The following is an 18,037-nucleotide window of genomic DNA, read 5'->3' as shown; positions in this document are numbered from 1 at the left end:
CACCTAGTTATACGAAGGCGAACGATCGCGACACAGGGAGGCGGTCGATTTATTCCCGCAAGCCTTTGAGAATCTCTTCGACGGTCGATCGGCCGGCGTGCGATTCGCTGACTTTGCACCATTTGACGCGTCGTCCGGGGCCGATCACGTACGTCGACGGATAGGCCGTCTCGCGTGGGGCGTTCCAACGCAGTCCCCATTCGTCGACCATTTTCATGTCCGGGTCGCGGACCATGACAAAGTTTTCCGGCAAACGTTTGGCACCCAGAAATTGTTTGGCGTTTCGTTCCAGACCGTTTTCTGGACCGGGGTAAACCAAAACGACACGTTGCGGTTGGTCGCCCGTTGCCGCACCAATCGCCTTGGCACGGTTGACCAAACTGCTGACTTGGCGGGTGCAAAGCGGGCATTGGTATCCCGGGTAGCCACGCAAGACGACGACCACGACGGGGCCGTCTTTGATCAATTCGGAGAGTGTTGCAAAGTCGTCTTGGCCTTGAACGGGAAGCTCGAAATCCGGTGCCTTGTCGCCGACCGCGAGCGGCTCTTTCGCCGACAAGTTGCTCGCAGAAATCAACATCGCAAACGTGGCAACACCACAAAAGAATCGGTTCATTGTCGTCATCACGGATACCAATCAGTCAAAAGGGCAAACGGGGAAATCGATCAACGCAGCATAAACGCTTGCGTCAGCGACAACGAACTCGATCCGCAGCTATGCCTTTGACGCTTCGGCCAAAAAGCGAAAGCTCTGGGCAATGCTGTCCAGCGGTGCTGGCGATTGGTCCTGCTCGACATGGCATTCCAGCACACCGATCTCTTTGGCCAGCCGCATGATCGCGGGGATGTCCAAGACACCGTCACCACATTCCTGAAACGCGTCTGCGGGAACGGTGGCTTCATCGTGATTGGTGGGCGTGTCTTTCTTGAGATCTTTGAGGTGCACCATCGTGATCCGCCCGGCCAGCTTTTTCATCATGGCGAACGGGTCATGGCCACCGATTTTGGCCCAGAAGACGTCGAGTTCGAAGTCCATCAGTTGCGGGTCAAACCGCTCGATGAAAATGTCGTAGGCGGTGGTTGCCCCGCCATCCAATTTCGCGAATTCGAAAGAATGGTTGTGATAAGCCATCCGCATGCCGGCGTCACGCGTCTTCGCGGCGGCCGAGTTCGCTCGATCAGCAATCGCCTTGCACTTGTCGGACGTGTCCCGTGATGGCTTGTCGATGTAGCCAAACACGACGTGACGCAAACCGATCCGTTCGGCCATCTCGATCGTTTGTTCGATCGTCCAGTCTGGGTTGGTTTCTGGTGCAACGACACAGCGCCAATCCAGGAACCCGCTATGCACACGAAGTCCTTCGTCTCGCGCGATCGCCGCCAACTCGAGTGCGCCGTTATCGATCGCCATCAGTTCGACTTGTTTGTATCCGGCGGCGGCGATTGCCTTGAGAGTCGCCCGCGGATCGTCAGCCATTTGATTCCGCACCGTGTAAAGCTGAAGCCCAAGCCGATCCAGATAGGGCAGCGGGTGGGCATCGTTGTGCGCATCTTGCGTTGTGGCTTGTTCAGCCAACGCTTTGATCGGGGCGGAAAGCCAACTGGCAAATCCGGCGGCGGTGGCAAGTGAAAGCCAGCTTCGGCGATGCAGCAGCGGGGCGGATGGGTGTTTCATTGACGATCGAGTGACTGGCGAACGTGCGAGTGACAGTTGCAAAACGTGAAGGGCTTACTTTCGGTCACGCATCTCGCGTTGGCGACGGCTGTGGCGTTCCAGTGTTCGCCGCTCCGCGCGAGTCAAACTCTCTTCGCCCGACGCATGAATTTTAGCCAGAATCTCGTCGACGTCCTGTTCCTCTTTTCGCAGCTTTGCGTCGGGATCGTGAATCTTGAGTTTCGTTCGCCGCATCGACGTCTTGACCGATCGGCGAAAACCGCTGGGATCGATCCAACCAAAATTCCAACGTTGCGAGTGATACAGATAGGCAAACGCGGCGCCGGCCAAGTGAACCGTGAAAGCTGTTCCGCCGCCCATTTGATTTTGGGCGCTCAGCATTTGCATCGATCCCCAGACGTTGTAGATCAGGAAGACGATCACGATCCAGCTGGCTTTGACTCGGACAACGCCAAACAAATCCAAATCGGCGTGGGGATCAAAACAGACGAACAGAATCAGCAGTGCCGACACCGCGCCACTGGCACCGATGAAGCGTCCATCAGGCGTGCCCATGATCCAGTACGTCAGCGCCCCCAAGACACCGGCGAAGACGATCGAGACGAGGTAAAAACGCAGGAACTCCCATCGCCCAAGCCGCATCTCCGCCGCCCTTCCGAAGAAGAACAGGTTGAACATGTTGAACAGCAGGTGGAACGGGCTTTCGATGTCGTGGATGAACCCGTAGCTGAGGAACTGGTACCAAGTCCACGGCTGGATCAACGTGGTGCCGTAGCAAGCCAGCCATTCGGCCAGCACACTGACGCGGATGCCGCCGACGTTCTTGGTCGTCAAAATGTCCAGCACCCAAACGCCACAGGTCACCGCCAGCACAATGACGGCCATGCTTTTCGGTTGTTGGGATCGTTGGTGACGCTCCCAGGGTGACATTTCGTCGTCGCGACCATAGTCGCGGTCGTACAGGCCCATTCGAGTCAACTAAATTGCGGAGTCTGGGGTCAATCTCAGGAAGCCGCCCAGCGGGTACCGCCAGTGCGCGCGTCTTCCCCCGGTATCCTACCGGAATGCCAAATCCTACCGGATTGCCAATCGACCGGTCGAGATTGGTTCTAAAGAGACGATGAACCCGAAAGAAGAGGGGACAACCTTTTGCGATTGTCCGTTTTTTCCCCGCGAAAAGACACTTCCGCCCCCGCCAGAAGTCAGATCGACAACAGGCGGGTGGCGATCGGTTAGGCACTGCTGACTTGGCGAATGCCCTGTTTTTGAAGCGAACGGCTTGCCGCCACAGGCAGGCCTACTCCTCCGTTGCCTGATCCGATGGAGGCTCTTCGGCAGCCCCGCTCGGGCAGAAATAGACTGTCGTGTCGTGGCCGCCACCCAGCATTCCCCACCAGCCTTTCCGGTTGGCAAGTTCAGGAGAAAGCTCGGTATCGAATCCAACGCTGTCGTCCCCAATCCATTCCCGTCGCTGATCACTAGGAAACTTTTGGTAAAAAAGATTGTAAGATGCCAGTTCTTGGTCTCGATAAAAATTGAATCCGATGGTCGACAGTTCTTCCAGCCGTGCCGGGAACTCGCCCTTCATCAATTCGAACTTCCGGATCGCAATTGCCGTTTGTGCCAAACGCTCGTCGCTTAACTGCCGTGCTTGCAGAACAAAGTCATCTTCCCCGGTGAATGCGGATTCATAGAGATTCACAGATTTGTAAAGTGGAATCTGCAACGCGGTATCAATTCCTGAATCGATCGCTTCCCGACAGGCGAGGTCAAGCTTGCGAATCTTTTTGATCGAATTGACGCTCCCAACGTTGTTGATCTCGGCTGCCGCTAACTCGCGGTTCAAGACTGCCAATCGGACCGAGGGGGCGATCGGGAAAGGCGATGACTGGTAGTACCGGTTCCGATAGAGCAGCGTTGTTTTTCCTTGAAACCATGGCAGCAACCGAGCCACCGTTTCGATGCGGCGGAGTTCTGGGGGAATGGATTCGTTTTGCGTTGCGGCGGGGTGATTCACAAGCCTTTCGATGGTCTCGATTTGTTCGAGCGTCCAGCCAGGAATCGACATCGCTTTGGCAACGCTCACCACTGGGGTGCTTGGTCCTTGCAGGTAGGAGATGACGTCAATCGCGTCTGCAAACCTTCCCTGTCGTACTTCATGTTCAAACCAGTGTTCAAAGAAGCTTGGGGCGGCAGCAATGTAAATTGCATCTGCTGCTGAAACGTTCTCTAGCAGCGTTTTGGCGCGGCGGTAAATGTCATCGTAAAACGGTGTCGGATCAAATTCGACACTCAGGCTCACGGCATCATTTTCGAGTGAATTGAGGTGATCTACTTCGTTTCGAAAGGAAGCGAGTGCAAACTCGATACGATTGATTTTTGCCAGATTCGTTTCTGAAAGAGTTTCCTGAGTATTGTTGGGTTTGAGATCGAACATTGTTTTCAATGCTTCGCCAGCCGCATCGCTGTAGGGGGCATCCAGGAAAGCGGCAGGGAAAATTCCCTGGAGCTTTCGATCGATTTCGGCGTCTTTTCGAGACCACTGAAATTCGGCGAGCGCGATGAAACCGACCAGCAACATGACTGGGGCAAGGACGACTGCCAGCCAAACGCGGTCTCGATCATTTGTGAAAAGCATCGTGTTCATGATCTGCCTACTCCTGCTCGTCAGCGTTTGGTGAAACCGTTGATTCGTTTACCAGCAATGCATTGGGGTCGACGTATTCCCAGTCTCGTCCCATGAACATTCCTGGCGCAAATCGAGATTGGTACGTTAGGATTTGTAACACGGGTTGTTTGCGCCAGGCTGGTCCGTATTGAGATTCCTCAAACGGTATTGTTGGGGTAATCAGTTCATGAAGGTCGTGAAGCCAACCGGTGCTGGCCGAATGCGTTTTTGCCGCTTCAATCCCATCTAACAATGCGAGCACGATTGCTTCATCAACTCGTGGCTCTGCCCAGGCGGCCAAGCCCGACGCGTTCTCGGGAAAGTACCCATAGAAGTTGAACGCGGAGGGGTCGTCCGGATCCATGACTGCCTCCGCCCATTGTGCAAGCACGGCTTCACGTCGCGCTTTCGCACGGCTTTGTGGCGTCCCAATTGACCGGACAACTTTTTGGACAGTCTCGCTGTCTCGCTTGGCGCGAATCGCTTCTTGGGACAATGCGTCGAGCAGCATGATTTCCAAGCGATCTGCATACTCTTGAGACCAATAATGATGATCAGCACGCAACGAGCGAAGTAGTGTCACCGACGAATCTAAAAAGACGGCGTAATCGGGCCACGTCTCTGGATTCGATTCCCAGGTCAATTGACTGAGCGAGAAATTTTCGTACCAGAATTGAAATGCGGAATCACAATAGGCTGGGCGAACTGGTTCACCTGACTGCGTTGTCAGCGGAGCGACGATCACCTGGGGTTCATAGCGGTATGATTTTGCGCTGTCGATCAGTTGTTCCGCATTCAGCAGCATTGTTTGATCGGAATAGCGACCGGAGTAACTGAGTGCGACAAAGACAGAGCGGAGATTTTGGGACCGAGCTTTGCGAGCTTCATTCAGTAGCGCGGTCCGCTGTGATGGCGTCATCCCTGGGATCGCCTGGATTCGGCGGTACATCGTGAAAATTGGCAGTCCGATGATGATCGCGACGGCAGCCGCACCGACAGCGAAGGTCCAGGGGCGATCGCGTCCATCCATGTAGTGTTTCATCATCACAAAGCTTGCCAACATCGGCGTGAGGGCACAGACCACCACGCACCAAACCGGAACTCCACACATCGCAATCGCCGAACTCAGCCAGCCAACGGTCGTCCAGGCGAGGATTGGTGCGATGATCACTGACAGGATCAGCGTGCGGAAGATTTGGCTTGCCCACTGTGAAACCGAATACGCCGTCACGACGAAGAACATCATCGTGAGCAAGGATGGCATTCCGGACGCCGCGTCGTAATTGAAGTGGTCGATTTTCAAATTGAACAAGGCGAACAGCAGTAACAGCGTCGACACCATTGCGATGGGGAACCCGTGTAGGGCCAGATAGGTTCGCTTCCAGGAAACGCCTCGATCGGCCAAGAAGCGAAGTCGCTCCGCCGCCCCGTCGTGCTTGAACACGCACACGCCAATCCAGGATGTCGCTACCGCGAACAGTAAGACGAATAGCGGCAGCCAATTGTTCGAAAGGATGTCAACTCCGAACTCCGGTGTTGACATTGTCCCGAGACAGCCGACCAACAACATCACGCTGATTACCATCCAGGTGCCTTTCGCCGAATGGAAGCTCTGCCAAATCACCGGCGCCGTTTGAGTATTGAATTCGGGGACGGTTGCCGCGGCGACCGAGGATCGGCTGACTTCAAACCCGTTTAAACTTGGTGCTGGCTTCGCACCCAACGTTCGCGCGGCCGCTCGAAGGGACAGCGGAAACATCACCGCGACGCCGATCGCGGTGAAGATCAAGGACAATATGCCTGATTCTTTCGCCAGCAACGCACGGCTTAGCAACCCACTGGTCACCGAAACCGCAATGAAGGGACTGAACGCAATCCCGATCAGCAATAGCAACGCATAGAACTGGTTCTCGATTCGCCAGGAAACATAAAAGCCGACCAGAAGCACGAACAGCGAGTGAATCAACCAGACCAAGATGGACTGTTGATCGTAGAGCAAATCGTTGGGGTTTAATGTGCTCCATTTACTCGATCCATCACCCGTCACAGCGAGCAACAACAGCGAAAACATCCAGATCACCACCAAGCCCACCAGCGATACGAGAAGCTTTGTGATTGCCAGACGCGACGGAGAAACGGGTAGCAGCGTTAACCATTCGATCGTTCGCGTTGATCTTTCTTGACCGACCAGCAGCGGTCCAGCACCTGTGGCGAACAATCCCGGAATCGCAAGCAGCAACGCTTCGTGGGGAACTTGAAAGTTCCAAAGCGAACTGCCGATCAAATCAAAAAACAACGCCAGGAATGCGACGGCAACCAGCATGACCAATAGTGGCGCGAGTTGACGTGATTCCTTCCACCAAAACCAAGCCGTTGAAGAGGGTTCGTGATTGGTACGAATCGTCGCCTCGGCGGTCGTCACTTGAGTAGCCATATCGATTCTCAATCGGTTTGTTGATGAGTTAAACAACGTCGTACGCGATCGTGGAGACCGCGTGTTAGGGCTCGGTTGATTTTCCTATGTCGCCTTTCGCTCCGCGAACGTAGCGTTTGTTTCCGGTGCTTTTGCGGAGCAGCCAATTTCGAAAATCAACCGGTTCCTAGGGTTGGCGGTTAGGTGCCGGCCTTGTGACACACTGTCTCTCCGGTTTCTGCCGGATATTGAGTATTGAAAAACCTAAGTAGAACTGGGCAGGCGGAGCCTGCTAAACATTGCGTGGCAAGGCGGGAGCCTTGTCACGAGACGGGGTTGATTGTTCGGGCATAACCGCGAGCTAGTGCCCTGCGGCTGCTGGTTCGAGTGTGGGTGTTGGCGAGGTGCAGGCGACGAAGATTTCTTCGAGTGTTGCCAGCCGGCAGCGTACGTCCGTTACGCCGGGAGTCATTCGCAGCGTGTCGATCATTTCGTTGTCGAGGTTCCGCACGAACAGTTGCCGCGATCGCCCTTGCGTTTCTTCCATCAAGATCTCGGCGGGTTCGTTGAGTTTGGAAATCGCACGCAGCGGATCGTCCGTGTCGATGATGACTTGATGAATCGACTCACGGATTTCGTTCAGGTCGCCGATCAACCGGATGCGTCCGTGATGCAAAATTGCGATCGTGTCTGCCACCCGTTCAACCTCGCTGATCTGATGGCTGGACAGGAACACGGTTCGTCCTGTCGCCGCCCGGTCGATCATCGATTCTAAAAAGCTGCGACGAACCTTGGGGTCCAAGCCACTGGTCGGTTCGTCCATGATCAACAGCGAAGGGTCGTGGGCGAGTGAAAGTGACAAGGCGACTTTCGCGCGTTGGCCTTTGGAGAGATGGCGAATCTTTTGTTCGGGCTGAATCTCATAACGCCGAATCATCGATTGATAAGCCGGCAAGAAGTGCTGGTCATAAAACGACGCGGTGAACCCGCCGATCTGAGCAACGCTCATCCAGTCATAAAGTGCTGGCGCGTCCGAGACATAGCCGATCTGTTTACGAACCGCCTGGGGATCGCTTTGCGGATCGATCCCACACACCGTGCAAGTGCCTTTTGTTGGCCGCTGGAATCCGGTCAGAATGCGGATCATCGTTGTCTTTCCGGCACCGTTTTCGCCAAGCAAAGCGAACACCGTGCCTGGCCGGATATCCAAGTCCACTTCGGTCAGCGCCTCGCAACGCCGGAAGTGCATGGTCAACGCTTTGGTCGAGATTACAGGTTGCATGAGTCCGCCGTTTTCAGAAGAAGAGTTCATCACAATGTGCTCCATCAAGCGTCTTCGGAGTGACCATTGTCACCCGGATCAGAAGCCGCCGCCAAAACGGCCGGCTCCGTTTCGCAAAGGTCGCGCAGGTGCGCGTCGACAAACGTTTTGATTTGCTTTTTGGTTAAGCCGGCGTTCCAGGCTTCCGACAGAACCGCACCGATCCGTTCGTCGAGGACGGATTCTCGCTCCTGACGACAAACATCGACCGCATCATCGCGAACGATCATGCCACGCCCGCGAAGCGATTCGATCACCCCGTCGGATTGCAGCTGATTGAACGCACGTGCCACCGTGTTGGGGTTGAGTGCAACTTGATTACTGAGCACGCGAACACTGGGCAAGAGTTGCCCCGGACGCAGCGTGCCGGCGGCGATCGCAAACTTCACCTGCCGCACAAGCTGCAAGTAAATCGCGACGTCGCTTTGGACATCGATCGAAAAAAACATAACCGGACCTGAGTATCGAGATCAGTGAGCCAGTGTGATATCTAGATAGTACAGTGGTTCGGTAGTTGGGTCAATGAAATTTAATCAGAATTTGTATGGCTCCTCAATTCGCAGGGCGCGCTCACTCATCAGCCGCATTCGCGATAGCGAGCGGTTAATTGATTCGAGCCTTGCTCCTGAACCACGCCCACTACGCGACGATGGCTTTGATCAGGTTGCCGTGCACGTCGGTGAGTCGTCGATCGAGGCCGTTGTGATACCACGTCAGCTTTTCGTGGTCGTAGCCGAGCAGATGCAGCACCGTTGCGTAGAAATCCCAAACCGTTGTCGGGTTCTGTTCCGCTCGGCGACCGAATTCGTCTGTCGCCCCATAGCTGACGCCTCCTTTGACTCCCGCACCCATCATCCAGCAGGTGAAGCCATCGGGATTGTGGTCGCGGCCGACGGTGCCTTCTTGATGCGTTGGCATCCGACCAAACTCCGTCGTCCACAAAACCAACGTGTCATCCAACAGCCCCGTGCGTTTCAAGTCCGTCAACAACGCTGCGGTGGGCTGGTCAAAGACCGGGCAATGCCGTTCGTAATCTGCTTTCAGAGTCTTGTGGGCATCCCAGTTGAGCAGCCCATCGACGCCGCTGGCACGCGACGCACAGTACAAATTCACGTACCGAACACCGCGTTCGAGCAATCGCCGGGCCAGCAAACAGTTGCGTGCATACGCCGCCTTCAGCTCATTGGAATCACCGGTTCCATACAGCCGATGCGTTTCGCCAGACTCACTTTCCAGTCCCGACACCTCGGGCGCTGAAAGCTGCATTCGGGCCGCAAGTGAATACGCATCGACGCGGGCTTGCAATTCGCTTTCCGCCGGATTGGAAGCGGCAAAACGCCGGTTCATCCGCTGCAAAAATTGCCTGGTGTCTTGATCGGTTGCCGCGTCAATCGATTCTGGACGTGCCAGGTTTCGAATCGGCAATTGGTCGCTTAGCGTGATCGCTTGGTACTTCGCCGGCAGAAAACCATTGGACCAGTTCGCTTTGCCGTTCGGCGGTTCACCCCGGATGTCTGGGATCGCGACGTAGGCGGGTAAGTTTTCGTTCTCACTGCCAAGGGCATAGCTGACCCACGAACCGGCACCGGGGAAGCCTTCACTGTCGTGCCCGGTGTTCATAAAAATGCATCCGGGGCCGTGCGTGTTCGTCTTGCTGTGCATTGAATGGATGAACGCGATGTCGTCCACATGGGTTGCCATGTGCGGCAACATGGTGCTGATCGCTTTTCCCGATTGGCCGCTGGGTTTGAAAGGCCAAGGGCTTTGCATCAAGTTGCCGTTCTTGCCTTGAAACGACACCAAGTTTTCTTCGCCTGGCATCGGTTGGCCATTCATTTTCTCCAGCATCGGCTTGTGCTCCCACAAGTCCATGTGGGATGCCGCGCCAGGACAAAAGATTTGCAGCACTCGCTTGGCTTTGGCCGCATGGTGGGGCAAGACTTGGCCGCCGGCCGATTCGTTACCCAGGTCCGCGGCGAATCCCCGGTTCGCGGCAGGACTTCCCAGTAGGTCCAAGAGTCCGATTCCGGCGAGGCCACTGACAACGTTGCCGAGAAACTGTCGGCGGGCATGTGATTGCAGATTCATGATTGATTCGGTCGACCTCACCTCATTGCACGTAAATCAATTCGCTGGCGTTCAGCAGCGCACGGCAGAACGCGGCGAGTCCGTGTTGCTCGATGAACGAAACACAGTCCGCTCGCTCCTCATCGTCTGGCTTGCGTGAAAAGGCACCGCGATACGCCAAGTCGACTTGGTCAGAAACTTGGTCGCTCGCTTTGGCAAGCCGTGTTGCCATCGCTTGGCTCATGTCCAAGGTGAAGCTGTGGTTGAGCATTGTCAGGGCTTGCAGCGGGGTGGTCGTCTCCGATCGACGCGGTGTCCCGAACGCACAGTCCGGCTGATCAAAATCGGTCATTAAGTCGACCACTGATGCTCGGGCGTTTTGGTGATAAACGGCCCGACGATAGGTTTCCGGGCCGTGCTGATCCAGCGGCACATAGGTGCAGACGTTGTCTTGCATGAATTGATACAACCGAAACCCTGGGCCGCCTGATGGGACAGCGGATTCAGTCTGCAACGAGACGCTGGTGTCGTCACGCGGCAAGATTGATTCGCGTCGCCACACGCCGCTAAGTTGCAGCATCGAGTCGCGGATCGCTTCAGCCGACAAACGCTGCGGTGGGAATCGCCAAAGCAATCGGTCGTCCGCGTCCATTGCGGCCGCGTCGGCATTAAAACTTGCTGATTGGCGATACGTTTGACTCATCATGATCAGTTTGTGCATCGGCTTGATTCGCCAACCGTGATCACGCAGTTGTGTGGCAAGAAAATCCAGCAGCTCGGGGTGGCTGGGACGCTCGCCCATGTATCCAAAATCACTGGGCGTCGCGACGATGCCGGTCCCGAAGTGGTAATGCCACAAGCGATTCGCCAACACACGCAAGGTCAGTGGGTTTTGTGAATCGGTGACCCAATTAGCGAAGGCCAACCGGCGTTCCGATTCGGAGGCATCACCGGAGAGTGAATAAGCGATCGAGGCGCAGCTTGGTTCATGCTGGTCATCGGACGTCGACATCGCGACCAAGCTTTGTGTCGTGACGATTTCGCCCGGCTTTTGTGGACTGCCGCCCAGGAAAACATGGAACGGCCCTTTGGCTCGATTGGCGTCGTGTCGACCCAGCCAGGCTCTCGGAAGTGCCGGGATTTGTGAGAGCTGCTGGCGGACTTGATCGAGTTGCTTTTTCCACTCGTCGCGCTGTTTGCTTTCCTGGTCAGTGATTGGGTTTGCCGATTCGCTTTCGCGCTGCTTGATCGCATCGTCGAGATCGCGAAGCTGTTTTTCCAGCGAAGCGACTTGCTGATGCAGAGGCTGTGACTTGTCGTGATGGGCTTGGCGTTCGGAAGGCGTGGCCCAAACCTCGTCGCCGTGCACGGTTCCGGCAAAGGTGCTGTAAAGCGAGTAGTAATCGTCTTGTTTGATCGGGTCAAACTTGTGGTCGTGACATCTAGCGCAACCGATCGTCAGGCCTAGAAACGCTTCGCTGCTAGACCGAATCATTTCGTCGATCGTGTTGGCGCGGATCTGTGCGGCTTGGACGGCGTCTTGGTTGCCGACATCATCGTACGGCCCCGCGACCAAAAACGCGCTGCCGATGACCACATCAGGTTCGTTGGGTTCGAGAACGTCACCGGCAAGGTGCTCGCGAATTAATTGGTTGAATGGCTTGTCTTCATTCAGGCTGCGGATGACGTAGTCACGGAAGGGCCACAGGTTGTTGATCAAAACGTTGCGTTCGAACCCGTTGCTTTCGCCAAACCGTATGACATCCAACCAGTGCCGTCCCCACCGTTCGCCGTAATGGGGCGATGCCAACAGCCGATCGATCAGGTGTTCGTAAGCATCCGGAGCGGGATCGTTAACAAACGCGTCGATCTCTTCGGGAGTGGGCGGCAGGCCGATCAAGTCAAACGTCACCCGTCGAATTAACTGGTGTCGATCGGCGGTGGGGTTGCGTGACAAGTCAGTTTCGCCCAGTCGTCGATCGATCAGCTCATCCAGGCTGGTATCCGGATCAACCCGCAGCGGCTGGAACGCCCACCAGTCGGCATCCGCCTTGGTTCGTTGTTGCAAACGAAATCCATCGGGCCACGAGGCACCTTCGTTGACCCAATCACGGATCAATTTCACCTGTTGTGACGAAAGCGGTTTGCCTTCGGCCGGCATCTCCGGCGTCTCGCCTTCGGCGGCCGTGATCAGTGAAACCAGGTGACTGGAGTCGGCATCGCCGCCAATCACGAATTCAGAATCACGCAGTTGCTGGTCGGTTTCGAGCGACAGGTCGCCTTTCGCGTTGCCAGGGCGATGGCAGCGCAAGCAGTGCTCGGCAAGGATCGGTGCGACGTCGTTTTCGAAGTCGACGGCAAGCGTGGGAAATGCATTTCCGAGGACCAACGCGAGCGAGACAAAACACCAAAGTAGGCTTTGATTCATAGCGTGGTGACACACGACTAGCGTTGCTGCTGCGTGCGTTTTGATTAGGAGGGAGATCGGGGGTGGGGTTCCATCATAACGCGATCTCGAGCGGCGTGCCTGAAACAGCCCACGCGGCGGCTAATCTTCCCTCGACTCGCGTTGCCCTTTATTGCATCGCGTGATGACGATCTTGCCGAAGTGCTGTGCCGATTGCATGTACTCGTATGCGGCCGGGACCTCGTCGAATGCGAAGCGTTTGTCGATCACCGGACGGATCATGTTCGTTTCGAGAGCTTGGTTCATCGCTTCGAACATGCGTCGGCTGCCGACATAGATCCCCTGGATCGTCAGGCGTTTGAACAGCGCCATCATCGGCGACGGGTTTTGATCGGGTTGGCCAGTCAAGACGCCGATCAGGCTGACACGACCGCTGGTCTTTGCCGCGGCGAGCGATTTTTCGAGTGTCCCAGCGCCGCCGACTTCGATGACGTTGTCGACACCGACGCCACCGGTTTGCTGAATCACGACCTGTTCCCAGTCCTCGTTGGCTCGATAGTTGATCGCGACGTCCGCGCCCAATTCCTTGGCGTGGTTCAGCTTTTGGTCACTGCTGGACGTGATAAACGTTCGCATGCCCAATGCCTTCGCGAATTGCAACGCAAAGATCGAAACGCCTCCCGTTCCCAGCATCAACACTGTTTGCCCCGGTTGTGGGTTCGCCAACGTTAACGCCTGCCATGCGGTCACTGCGGCGCATGGCAAGGTCGCGGCTTCTTCGAAAAGGTAGCCGTTGGGGATCAGCACCAAGCCGTCTTGGTGAAACGCCACGGTTTCGGCCAAGACGCCATCGATCGCGCCGCCGAGGGCCGATCCGATTTGTGCGTCGGTCAGGTCGCCGTCAAGCCAAGTTTGAAAGAACACGCTGGCGACGTGATCGCCGACTTTGAAACGGTCGACCAGTTCGCCGACCGCGACGACTTCGCCGGCGCCATCGGACAACGGCACTAGCGGCGGATTGCGTTTGACTTTGTCGTTGCGGATGTAACCGCCGAACGGCATCGCAAGGTCACGGTAATTCAGCGACCAAGCTTTCATCTCCACCAGCACATCGAGCGGGCCGAGTTTGGGTTCGGGGACGTCGACCTGCTTGAGCGACGACAATCCACCCGGTCCGGTGATGTGATAGGCCTTCATGGTATCCGCCAATTTGAAGATTGTTTTAACAAACGAAGAATCGCTGAGGTCACGCCGATTCGATCCGGTTCCATTTGGTTCGATTCGTGTATCGTACCGCCCCATTTCAATTGTATCGCAAACCAAGCCCCCTCTCCGTTGCGATTCACTGACGCAAGGCCGAAGGGGTTATCATGACGGATACGCATCACCCCTCTTTACTAGGTACGCACTGACCATGCACACCTCCACGCGGCCACATTCGTGGCGGTCGAAACTGTCCGGTTTGGCATCGCTATTGCTGATGTCCACGTCGGTTTCAGCCGTCGATGTTCGGGTTATCTATCCCGAATTCGAGCCAACCATCGAAGGCAAAGAAGTCGACTGGATCTACGGCGACTACTTGATGAGCAACGATCAAATTTCGTTGACCATTGCGGCGCCTATCGCCACACGTGACGCGAACTTGACCGTCCGTGAAATCGGCGCCTCGATCCTCGATCTGTCGGTCAACGACGCATCCAACGATCAATTAAGCGCCTACATCCCGGGTGCATTGCGCTACCAATTCTTTGACCCCAGTAAAGTCGACGTGGGACGCGAAGGCGACACGGTGTACTGGACTTGCGAGTCATCGAATACCGTTGCCGACGATGGCACTCAAGCGAACGTCCGCTATGAACTGACCGAAGGACAGCCGTACGTTGTTGCGACCGTCACGATCACCGGCGAGAAAGCAAAGGACATCAAGGCGTTTGACCAAATCCGCGCTGACAAGACCTTCGACTTGATCGATGTCGACCAGTTCGCGGTCAGCCAAGACGCGTTTTTCCGCGCCGTGATCGGCTTCCAATCGGCATCGTCGGACAAACCGCTGGCTTGGAAAGAAAAGAAGAAACGCACCAAGGAACTTCATTTCGCGAGCGAGCAAGTTGAAGCTGTTGAAAACGGGATTCGCTGGTCCGTGCGGATCTACCCCGCGTCCTCGGTCACCGATCTGCAATCGGTTGCCAAAGACAACGGTTCGGCGTCCGCCATGCGAACGTTCGAAGTCATGACCGATGCGCCGGCACAAGAAGGACAAGCGTTCGTGCGTCGTGCCACGATCCGGATCGCTGCAGAAGGCCAAGACATCGCAAAAGCAGAGGCGATTCAGGCCGATGATCAAGGAATTGCGAAACTTCGTTTGCCCGCCGGCGACTACCAAGTTCAAGTCAACGCGGCTGGCTATCAACCGCTCAGCCAAACGCTGACCTTGGCTGCCGAAGCCTCGACCAGCACGCTTGCCTTGCAAGGTTTTAGCGGATTTTCGGCACTCGTTACCGATGGCGAAGGCCGCCAGATTCCCGCGAAGGCAACCGTTTATTCGGTTGACGGCAACGATCCGGACTTCGGGCCAGACAGCACGCGGACGTTTATTAAAAACTGCGTGTACGCCGTTCACGGTGGCATGATGGTTCCGCTGAACCCCGGCAAGTACGAAGTCCACTTCAGCCACGGGCCGGAATTCAATAGCGAGTCTCGCCAATTCGAAGTCGCAGCCGGGAAAACGGTCGATTTGCAAGTTCAGCTGCCTCACGTTGTCGATACCACTGGCTGGGTCAGTGCTGAGCTTCACAGCCACAGCAGCCCCTCAGGTGATAACACGTCGGATCAATTCGGACGCGTCGAAAACCTGCTTTGCGAGCACCTCGAATTCGCGCCCTGCACCGAGCACGCTCGGATCAGCACCTACGTTCCACACCTGGAAGCGATGGGACTGGTCGACGCCATGGCGACCTGCAGCGGAATGGAAGTCACCGGACGCCCCTTGCCGGTCAACCACCAAAACTCGTTCCCGCTGCAACGATTCCCGCACACGCAAAACGGTGGCGGGCCTCGTTCGGACGTGAACCCTGTCGTTCAAATCGAACGCATCGCGATGTGGGACAACGGTTCCGACAAGATCGTCCAAATGAACCACCCCAACCTGCACCAGATCTATGGTGACTTGGACGTCGACGGTCAGCCTGACGAAGGCTTCCGAAAGATGCTGCAGTTCACCGATGTGATCGAAGTGCACCCGCTGCAAACGATCTTCGATGATGTCGCGTCGACACCGCCAAACGTTCGCGAAATGCGAATTCCTTTGTTCCAGTGGATGCAATTGCTCAACCAGGGCTATCGCATTCCCGGCGTGATCAACACTGACGCACACTACAACCATCACGGCAGTGGCTGGCGTCGTAACTGGTTCGCATCCAGCACGGATGACCCGGCAAAGATTTCGACCGACGAAATGGTTCGCCAGTCGGAAGCCGGCCACGTGATCATGTCGACCGGGCCGTACATGACTGTCACTGCAACCAGCCCATCGTTTGATCGTGTCGCGATTCCTGGCGACGACTTGGTCGCGAAAGACGGCAAGGTCAAAATGCACGTCACGGTTCAATGCCCAAACTGGTTGGACGTCAATCGCGTTCAGTTGTTCATCAACGGCCGTGCTTCTGAAGAGCACAACTGGACTCGCAAGTCGAATCCTGATCAGTTCGGTGATGCCGATTCGGTCGTCAAGTTTGACACCAAGTTCGATGTCGAACTGGAGTCAGACGCACACCTGATCGTCGCAACGATCGGCGAAGGGATGACGATGCAAAAAGTGATGGGCCCCGGAAACGGAGACCGTGCACCAATCGCGGTCAGCAACCCAGTCTTCGTCGACCTTGACGGAAGCGGTTTCGACCACAACCACGACGAGCTCGGGTTGCCACTGCCAAAACAGACTGAACATCATCACCACGATCATGATGATCACGATCACGTTCACTAAGAACGTTTAGGCAACCTCACTCGAAATCAGATCACGGCCGGTTACGGCTGGCCGTGTCGAGTGAATCCACGCGAGAAAGAAATCAACGAAACGCTCGGCTGGCATTTTGCTGTCCGGGCGTTTCGCGCATACAAAAATGCTCGGCAACTCCGATCGAATTGCCGAACTTCATTGGTGGTCTTGTTTTCGTGACTCCAAAGCGGCATTTGCGTGAGCGATTCACAAGACACTCGCGCAAGCTCCAGCAAACAAGCCGATGCCCAAAATCAGGCATCGGCGGCATTGGTTCGCTTGGAATACCGGCATTACATCAGCCGGTCACCGAAACTATTTCTTGCGGTGACGGATCTTGCTACGCATCCGTCGTTTCTTACGACCTACCTTACGCCGCCCTTTTCCAGTTTTCTTAGTACCCACCCAGTCAAATCTCCAATTCGGCGATCCCGCAGTTGGCGGTGATCTCAGCTATAAATGTTTGTCAAACCCGGACTTTATCTACACCGGGTCCTCGGTCGGGCCCCAGAGGTTAGCAGATTACGTCAGCGGGACAAGTCGAAAAGGTTCGCGAAGCGTTCAGGTCGCCCAAAAGCGATCGCTTCGTTACCGATTTCGCAACGCATTCGTTCTTCGGCAATCCCACCGCAGTGACTGAAAGCAAAAGCGACAAGCCAATCGCAAGCTGACGCCAGGCACCGAACGACCAGAGAGACATCGTTACCAGAGGTACCAGGCACCAGCCCAGCACACATAAAGCCCCAGGATCAGGTTGGTGACCGCGTGTGCGACCACGCAATTCCAGAACTTGCCGGTGCGGTACATCATCCAAGTGACCAGTGAAAACCAGACGATCGCGGCAATGAACTCACCCGGATGAGTGGCGACGGCATAAACCGTTGCGGCAACCACGCCCCGACGGCCAATTTTTAGCAACGGTAGCGCGGTCCAGTCCTCCGTTTCCACCGAACGCATCACGAATCCACGAAGAAACAACTCTTCGGCGATCGGAACACAGACTGCCAAGAGCAGAAACCGAGCGATCAGGAACCCGATCAACGGTGCACCCGCGGCATAGGTGAGAAACGGATCGACGCCTTCGCGAGCGGGCAGCCAATCGGTGGAAATCGAAAGCGTTCGCAACAGCTTCCGTTCCAAACCGGCTTCGCAGATCCCAATCCATAACGCCGCGCCAATCACACCAACGGACCAGCCCCAGTGGTCGATCCGCAGTGGAAATTGGCGGACGATCTCGCGGGCAAACCACGCAAATGCAGCCGCCATCAGCGCTACGCGTGCCGACACGAGGCCCAGATACGTGGTGCCGTTTACCGTTTGGCCATCGACCAAAGGTTCGGTATCGACCAGCATCCCAAGGATAAAAAACAGCATCAGCGGGATGATCATCGCCGCCTTTGACAGCCACGGATCTGATTCAATCACGTCACGTGGCTTGGCGTTTTCGTTCACCCTCGATGGCATCCTGGAAAGCTCGGGCTGCTGGTAG

12 protein-coding genes are annotated in these 18,037 nt (G+C 56.0%); 1 reads left to right on the top strand and 11 read right to left on the bottom strand.

All coding sequences use genetic code 11. The features are described from left to right. Positions 1-49: 49 nt before the first annotated feature. The 10 genes from CGZ80_RS13460 to CGZ80_RS13415 form a co-directional block, all read right to left on the bottom strand. Positions 50-616 (bottom strand): redoxin domain-containing protein, encoded by a 567-nt coding sequence (locus CGZ80_RS13460; protein WP_198953689.1) that lies wholly within the window; start codon positions 614-616, stop codon positions 50-52. 99 nt (positions 617-715) lie between these two features. Continuing rightward, positions 716-1,675, bottom strand: coding sequence for a sugar phosphate isomerase/epimerase family protein (locus tag CGZ80_RS13455; RefSeq protein ID WP_094415163.1), 960 nt, complete (start codon positions 1,673-1,675; stop codon positions 716-718). 54 nt (positions 1,676-1,729) lie between these two features. Next, on the bottom strand, positions 1,730-2,644 hold the full coding sequence (locus CGZ80_RS13450; protein ID WP_094415161.1) for a rhomboid family intramembrane serine protease: 915 nt from the start codon (positions 2,642-2,644) through the stop codon (positions 1,730-1,732). Between the two features lie 328 nt (positions 2,645-2,972). Next, positions 2,973-4,322, bottom strand: a complete 1,350-nt coding sequence (locus tag CGZ80_RS13445) for a hypothetical protein (protein WP_094415160.1) — start codon at positions 4,320-4,322, stop codon at positions 2,973-2,975. Positions 4,323-4,329: 7 nt separating this feature from the next. Then, positions 4,330-6,777, bottom strand: a complete 2,448-nt coding sequence (locus CGZ80_RS13440) for a hypothetical protein (RefSeq protein ID WP_094415158.1) — start codon at positions 6,775-6,777, stop codon at positions 4,330-4,332. A 340-nt stretch (positions 6,778-7,117) separates the two neighbouring features. Continuing rightward, a complete protein-coding gene (locus CGZ80_RS13435; protein WP_409994548.1) occupies positions 7,118-8,068 on the bottom strand; it encodes an ABC transporter ATP-binding protein in 951 nt (316 codons plus the stop codon). Between the two features lie 14 nt (positions 8,069-8,082). Beyond that, positions 8,083-8,526, bottom strand: a complete 444-nt coding sequence (locus CGZ80_RS13430) for a GntR family transcriptional regulator (protein ID WP_094415156.1) — start codon at positions 8,524-8,526, stop codon at positions 8,083-8,085. Positions 8,527-8,716: 190 nt separating this feature from the next. Then, positions 8,717-10,165 (bottom strand): DUF1501 domain-containing protein, encoded by a 1,449-nt coding sequence (locus CGZ80_RS13425; RefSeq protein WP_094415154.1) that lies wholly within the window; start codon positions 10,163-10,165, stop codon positions 8,717-8,719. 22 nt (positions 10,166-10,187) lie between these two features. After that, positions 10,188-12,572 (bottom strand): DUF1553 domain-containing protein, encoded by a 2,385-nt coding sequence (locus CGZ80_RS13420; RefSeq protein WP_094415152.1) that lies wholly within the window; start codon positions 12,570-12,572, stop codon positions 10,188-10,190. A 120-nt stretch (positions 12,573-12,692) separates the two neighbouring features. Next, on the bottom strand, positions 12,693-13,853 hold the full coding sequence (locus CGZ80_RS13415) for a zinc-dependent alcohol dehydrogenase family protein (protein WP_233148408.1): 1,161 nt from the start codon (positions 13,851-13,853) through the stop codon (positions 12,693-12,695). A 178-nt stretch (positions 13,854-14,031) separates the two neighbouring features. Between CGZ80_RS13415 and CGZ80_RS13410 the strand changes: the two genes are divergently transcribed. Continuing rightward, positions 14,032-16,536: a CehA/McbA family metallohydrolase gene (locus CGZ80_RS13410; protein WP_146042931.1), complete on the top strand. Its 2,505-nt coding sequence runs from the start codon at positions 14,032-14,034 to the stop codon at positions 16,534-16,536. A 714-nt stretch (positions 16,537-17,250) separates the two neighbouring features. Here CGZ80_RS13410 and CGZ80_RS13395 read toward each other — a convergent pair. After that, a complete protein-coding gene (locus tag CGZ80_RS13395; protein WP_158222685.1) occupies positions 17,251-18,000 on the bottom strand; it encodes a type II CAAX prenyl endopeptidase Rce1 family protein in 750 nt (249 codons plus the stop codon). Positions 18,001-18,037: the final 37 nt, after the last annotated feature.

Origin of the sequence: Rhodopirellula sp. MGV (genome assembly GCF_002251265.1) — a bacterium.
In the GTDB taxonomy this organism is placed as follows: domain Bacteria; phylum Planctomycetota; class Planctomycetia; order Pirellulales; family Pirellulaceae; genus Stieleria; species Stieleria baltica_A.
Note: the sequence above shows the minus strand (reverse complement) of the source record. Positions and strands in the feature narration are given on the sequence as shown.

Bases quoted from the DNA above. Each gene is read 5' to 3' on its own strand.
- CGZ80_RS13410 (WP_146042931.1), top strand. From the start codon at position 14,032: ATGTCCACGTCGGTTTCAGCCGTCGATGTTCGGGTTATCTATCCCGAA.
- CGZ80_RS13445 (WP_094415160.1), bottom strand. From the start codon at position 4,322: ATGAACACGATGCTTTTCACAAATGATCGAGACCGCGTTTGGCTGGCA.
- CGZ80_RS13455 (WP_094415163.1), bottom strand. From the start codon at position 1,675: ATGAAACACCCATCCGCCCCGCTGCTGCATCGCCGAAGCTGGCTTTCA.
- CGZ80_RS13460 (WP_198953689.1), bottom strand. From the start codon at position 616: ATGAACCGATTCTTTTGTGGTGTTGCCACGTTTGCGATGTTGATTTCT.
- CGZ80_RS13430 (WP_094415156.1), bottom strand. From the start codon at position 8,526: ATGTTTTTTTCGATCGATGTCCAAAGCGACGTCGCGATTTACTTGCAG.
- CGZ80_RS13440 (WP_094415158.1), bottom strand. From the start codon at position 6,777: ATGGCTACTCAAGTGACGACCGCCGAGGCGACGATTCGTACCAATCAC.
- CGZ80_RS13435 (WP_409994548.1), bottom strand. From the start codon at position 8,068: ATGAACTCTTCTTCTGAAAACGGCGGACTCATGCAACCTGTAATCTCG.
- CGZ80_RS13450 (WP_094415161.1), bottom strand. From the start codon at position 2,644: ATGGGCCTGTACGACCGCGACTATGGTCGCGACGACGAAATGTCACCC.
- CGZ80_RS13425 (WP_094415154.1), bottom strand. From the start codon at position 10,165: ATGAATCTGCAATCACATGCCCGCCGACAGTTTCTCGGCAACGTTGTC.
- CGZ80_RS13420 (WP_094415152.1), bottom strand. From the start codon at position 12,572: ATGAATCAAAGCCTACTTTGGTGTTTTGTCTCGCTCGCGTTGGTCCTC.
- CGZ80_RS13415 (WP_233148408.1), bottom strand. From the start codon at position 13,853: ATGGGGCGGTACGATACACGAATCGAACCAAATGGAACCGGATCGAAT.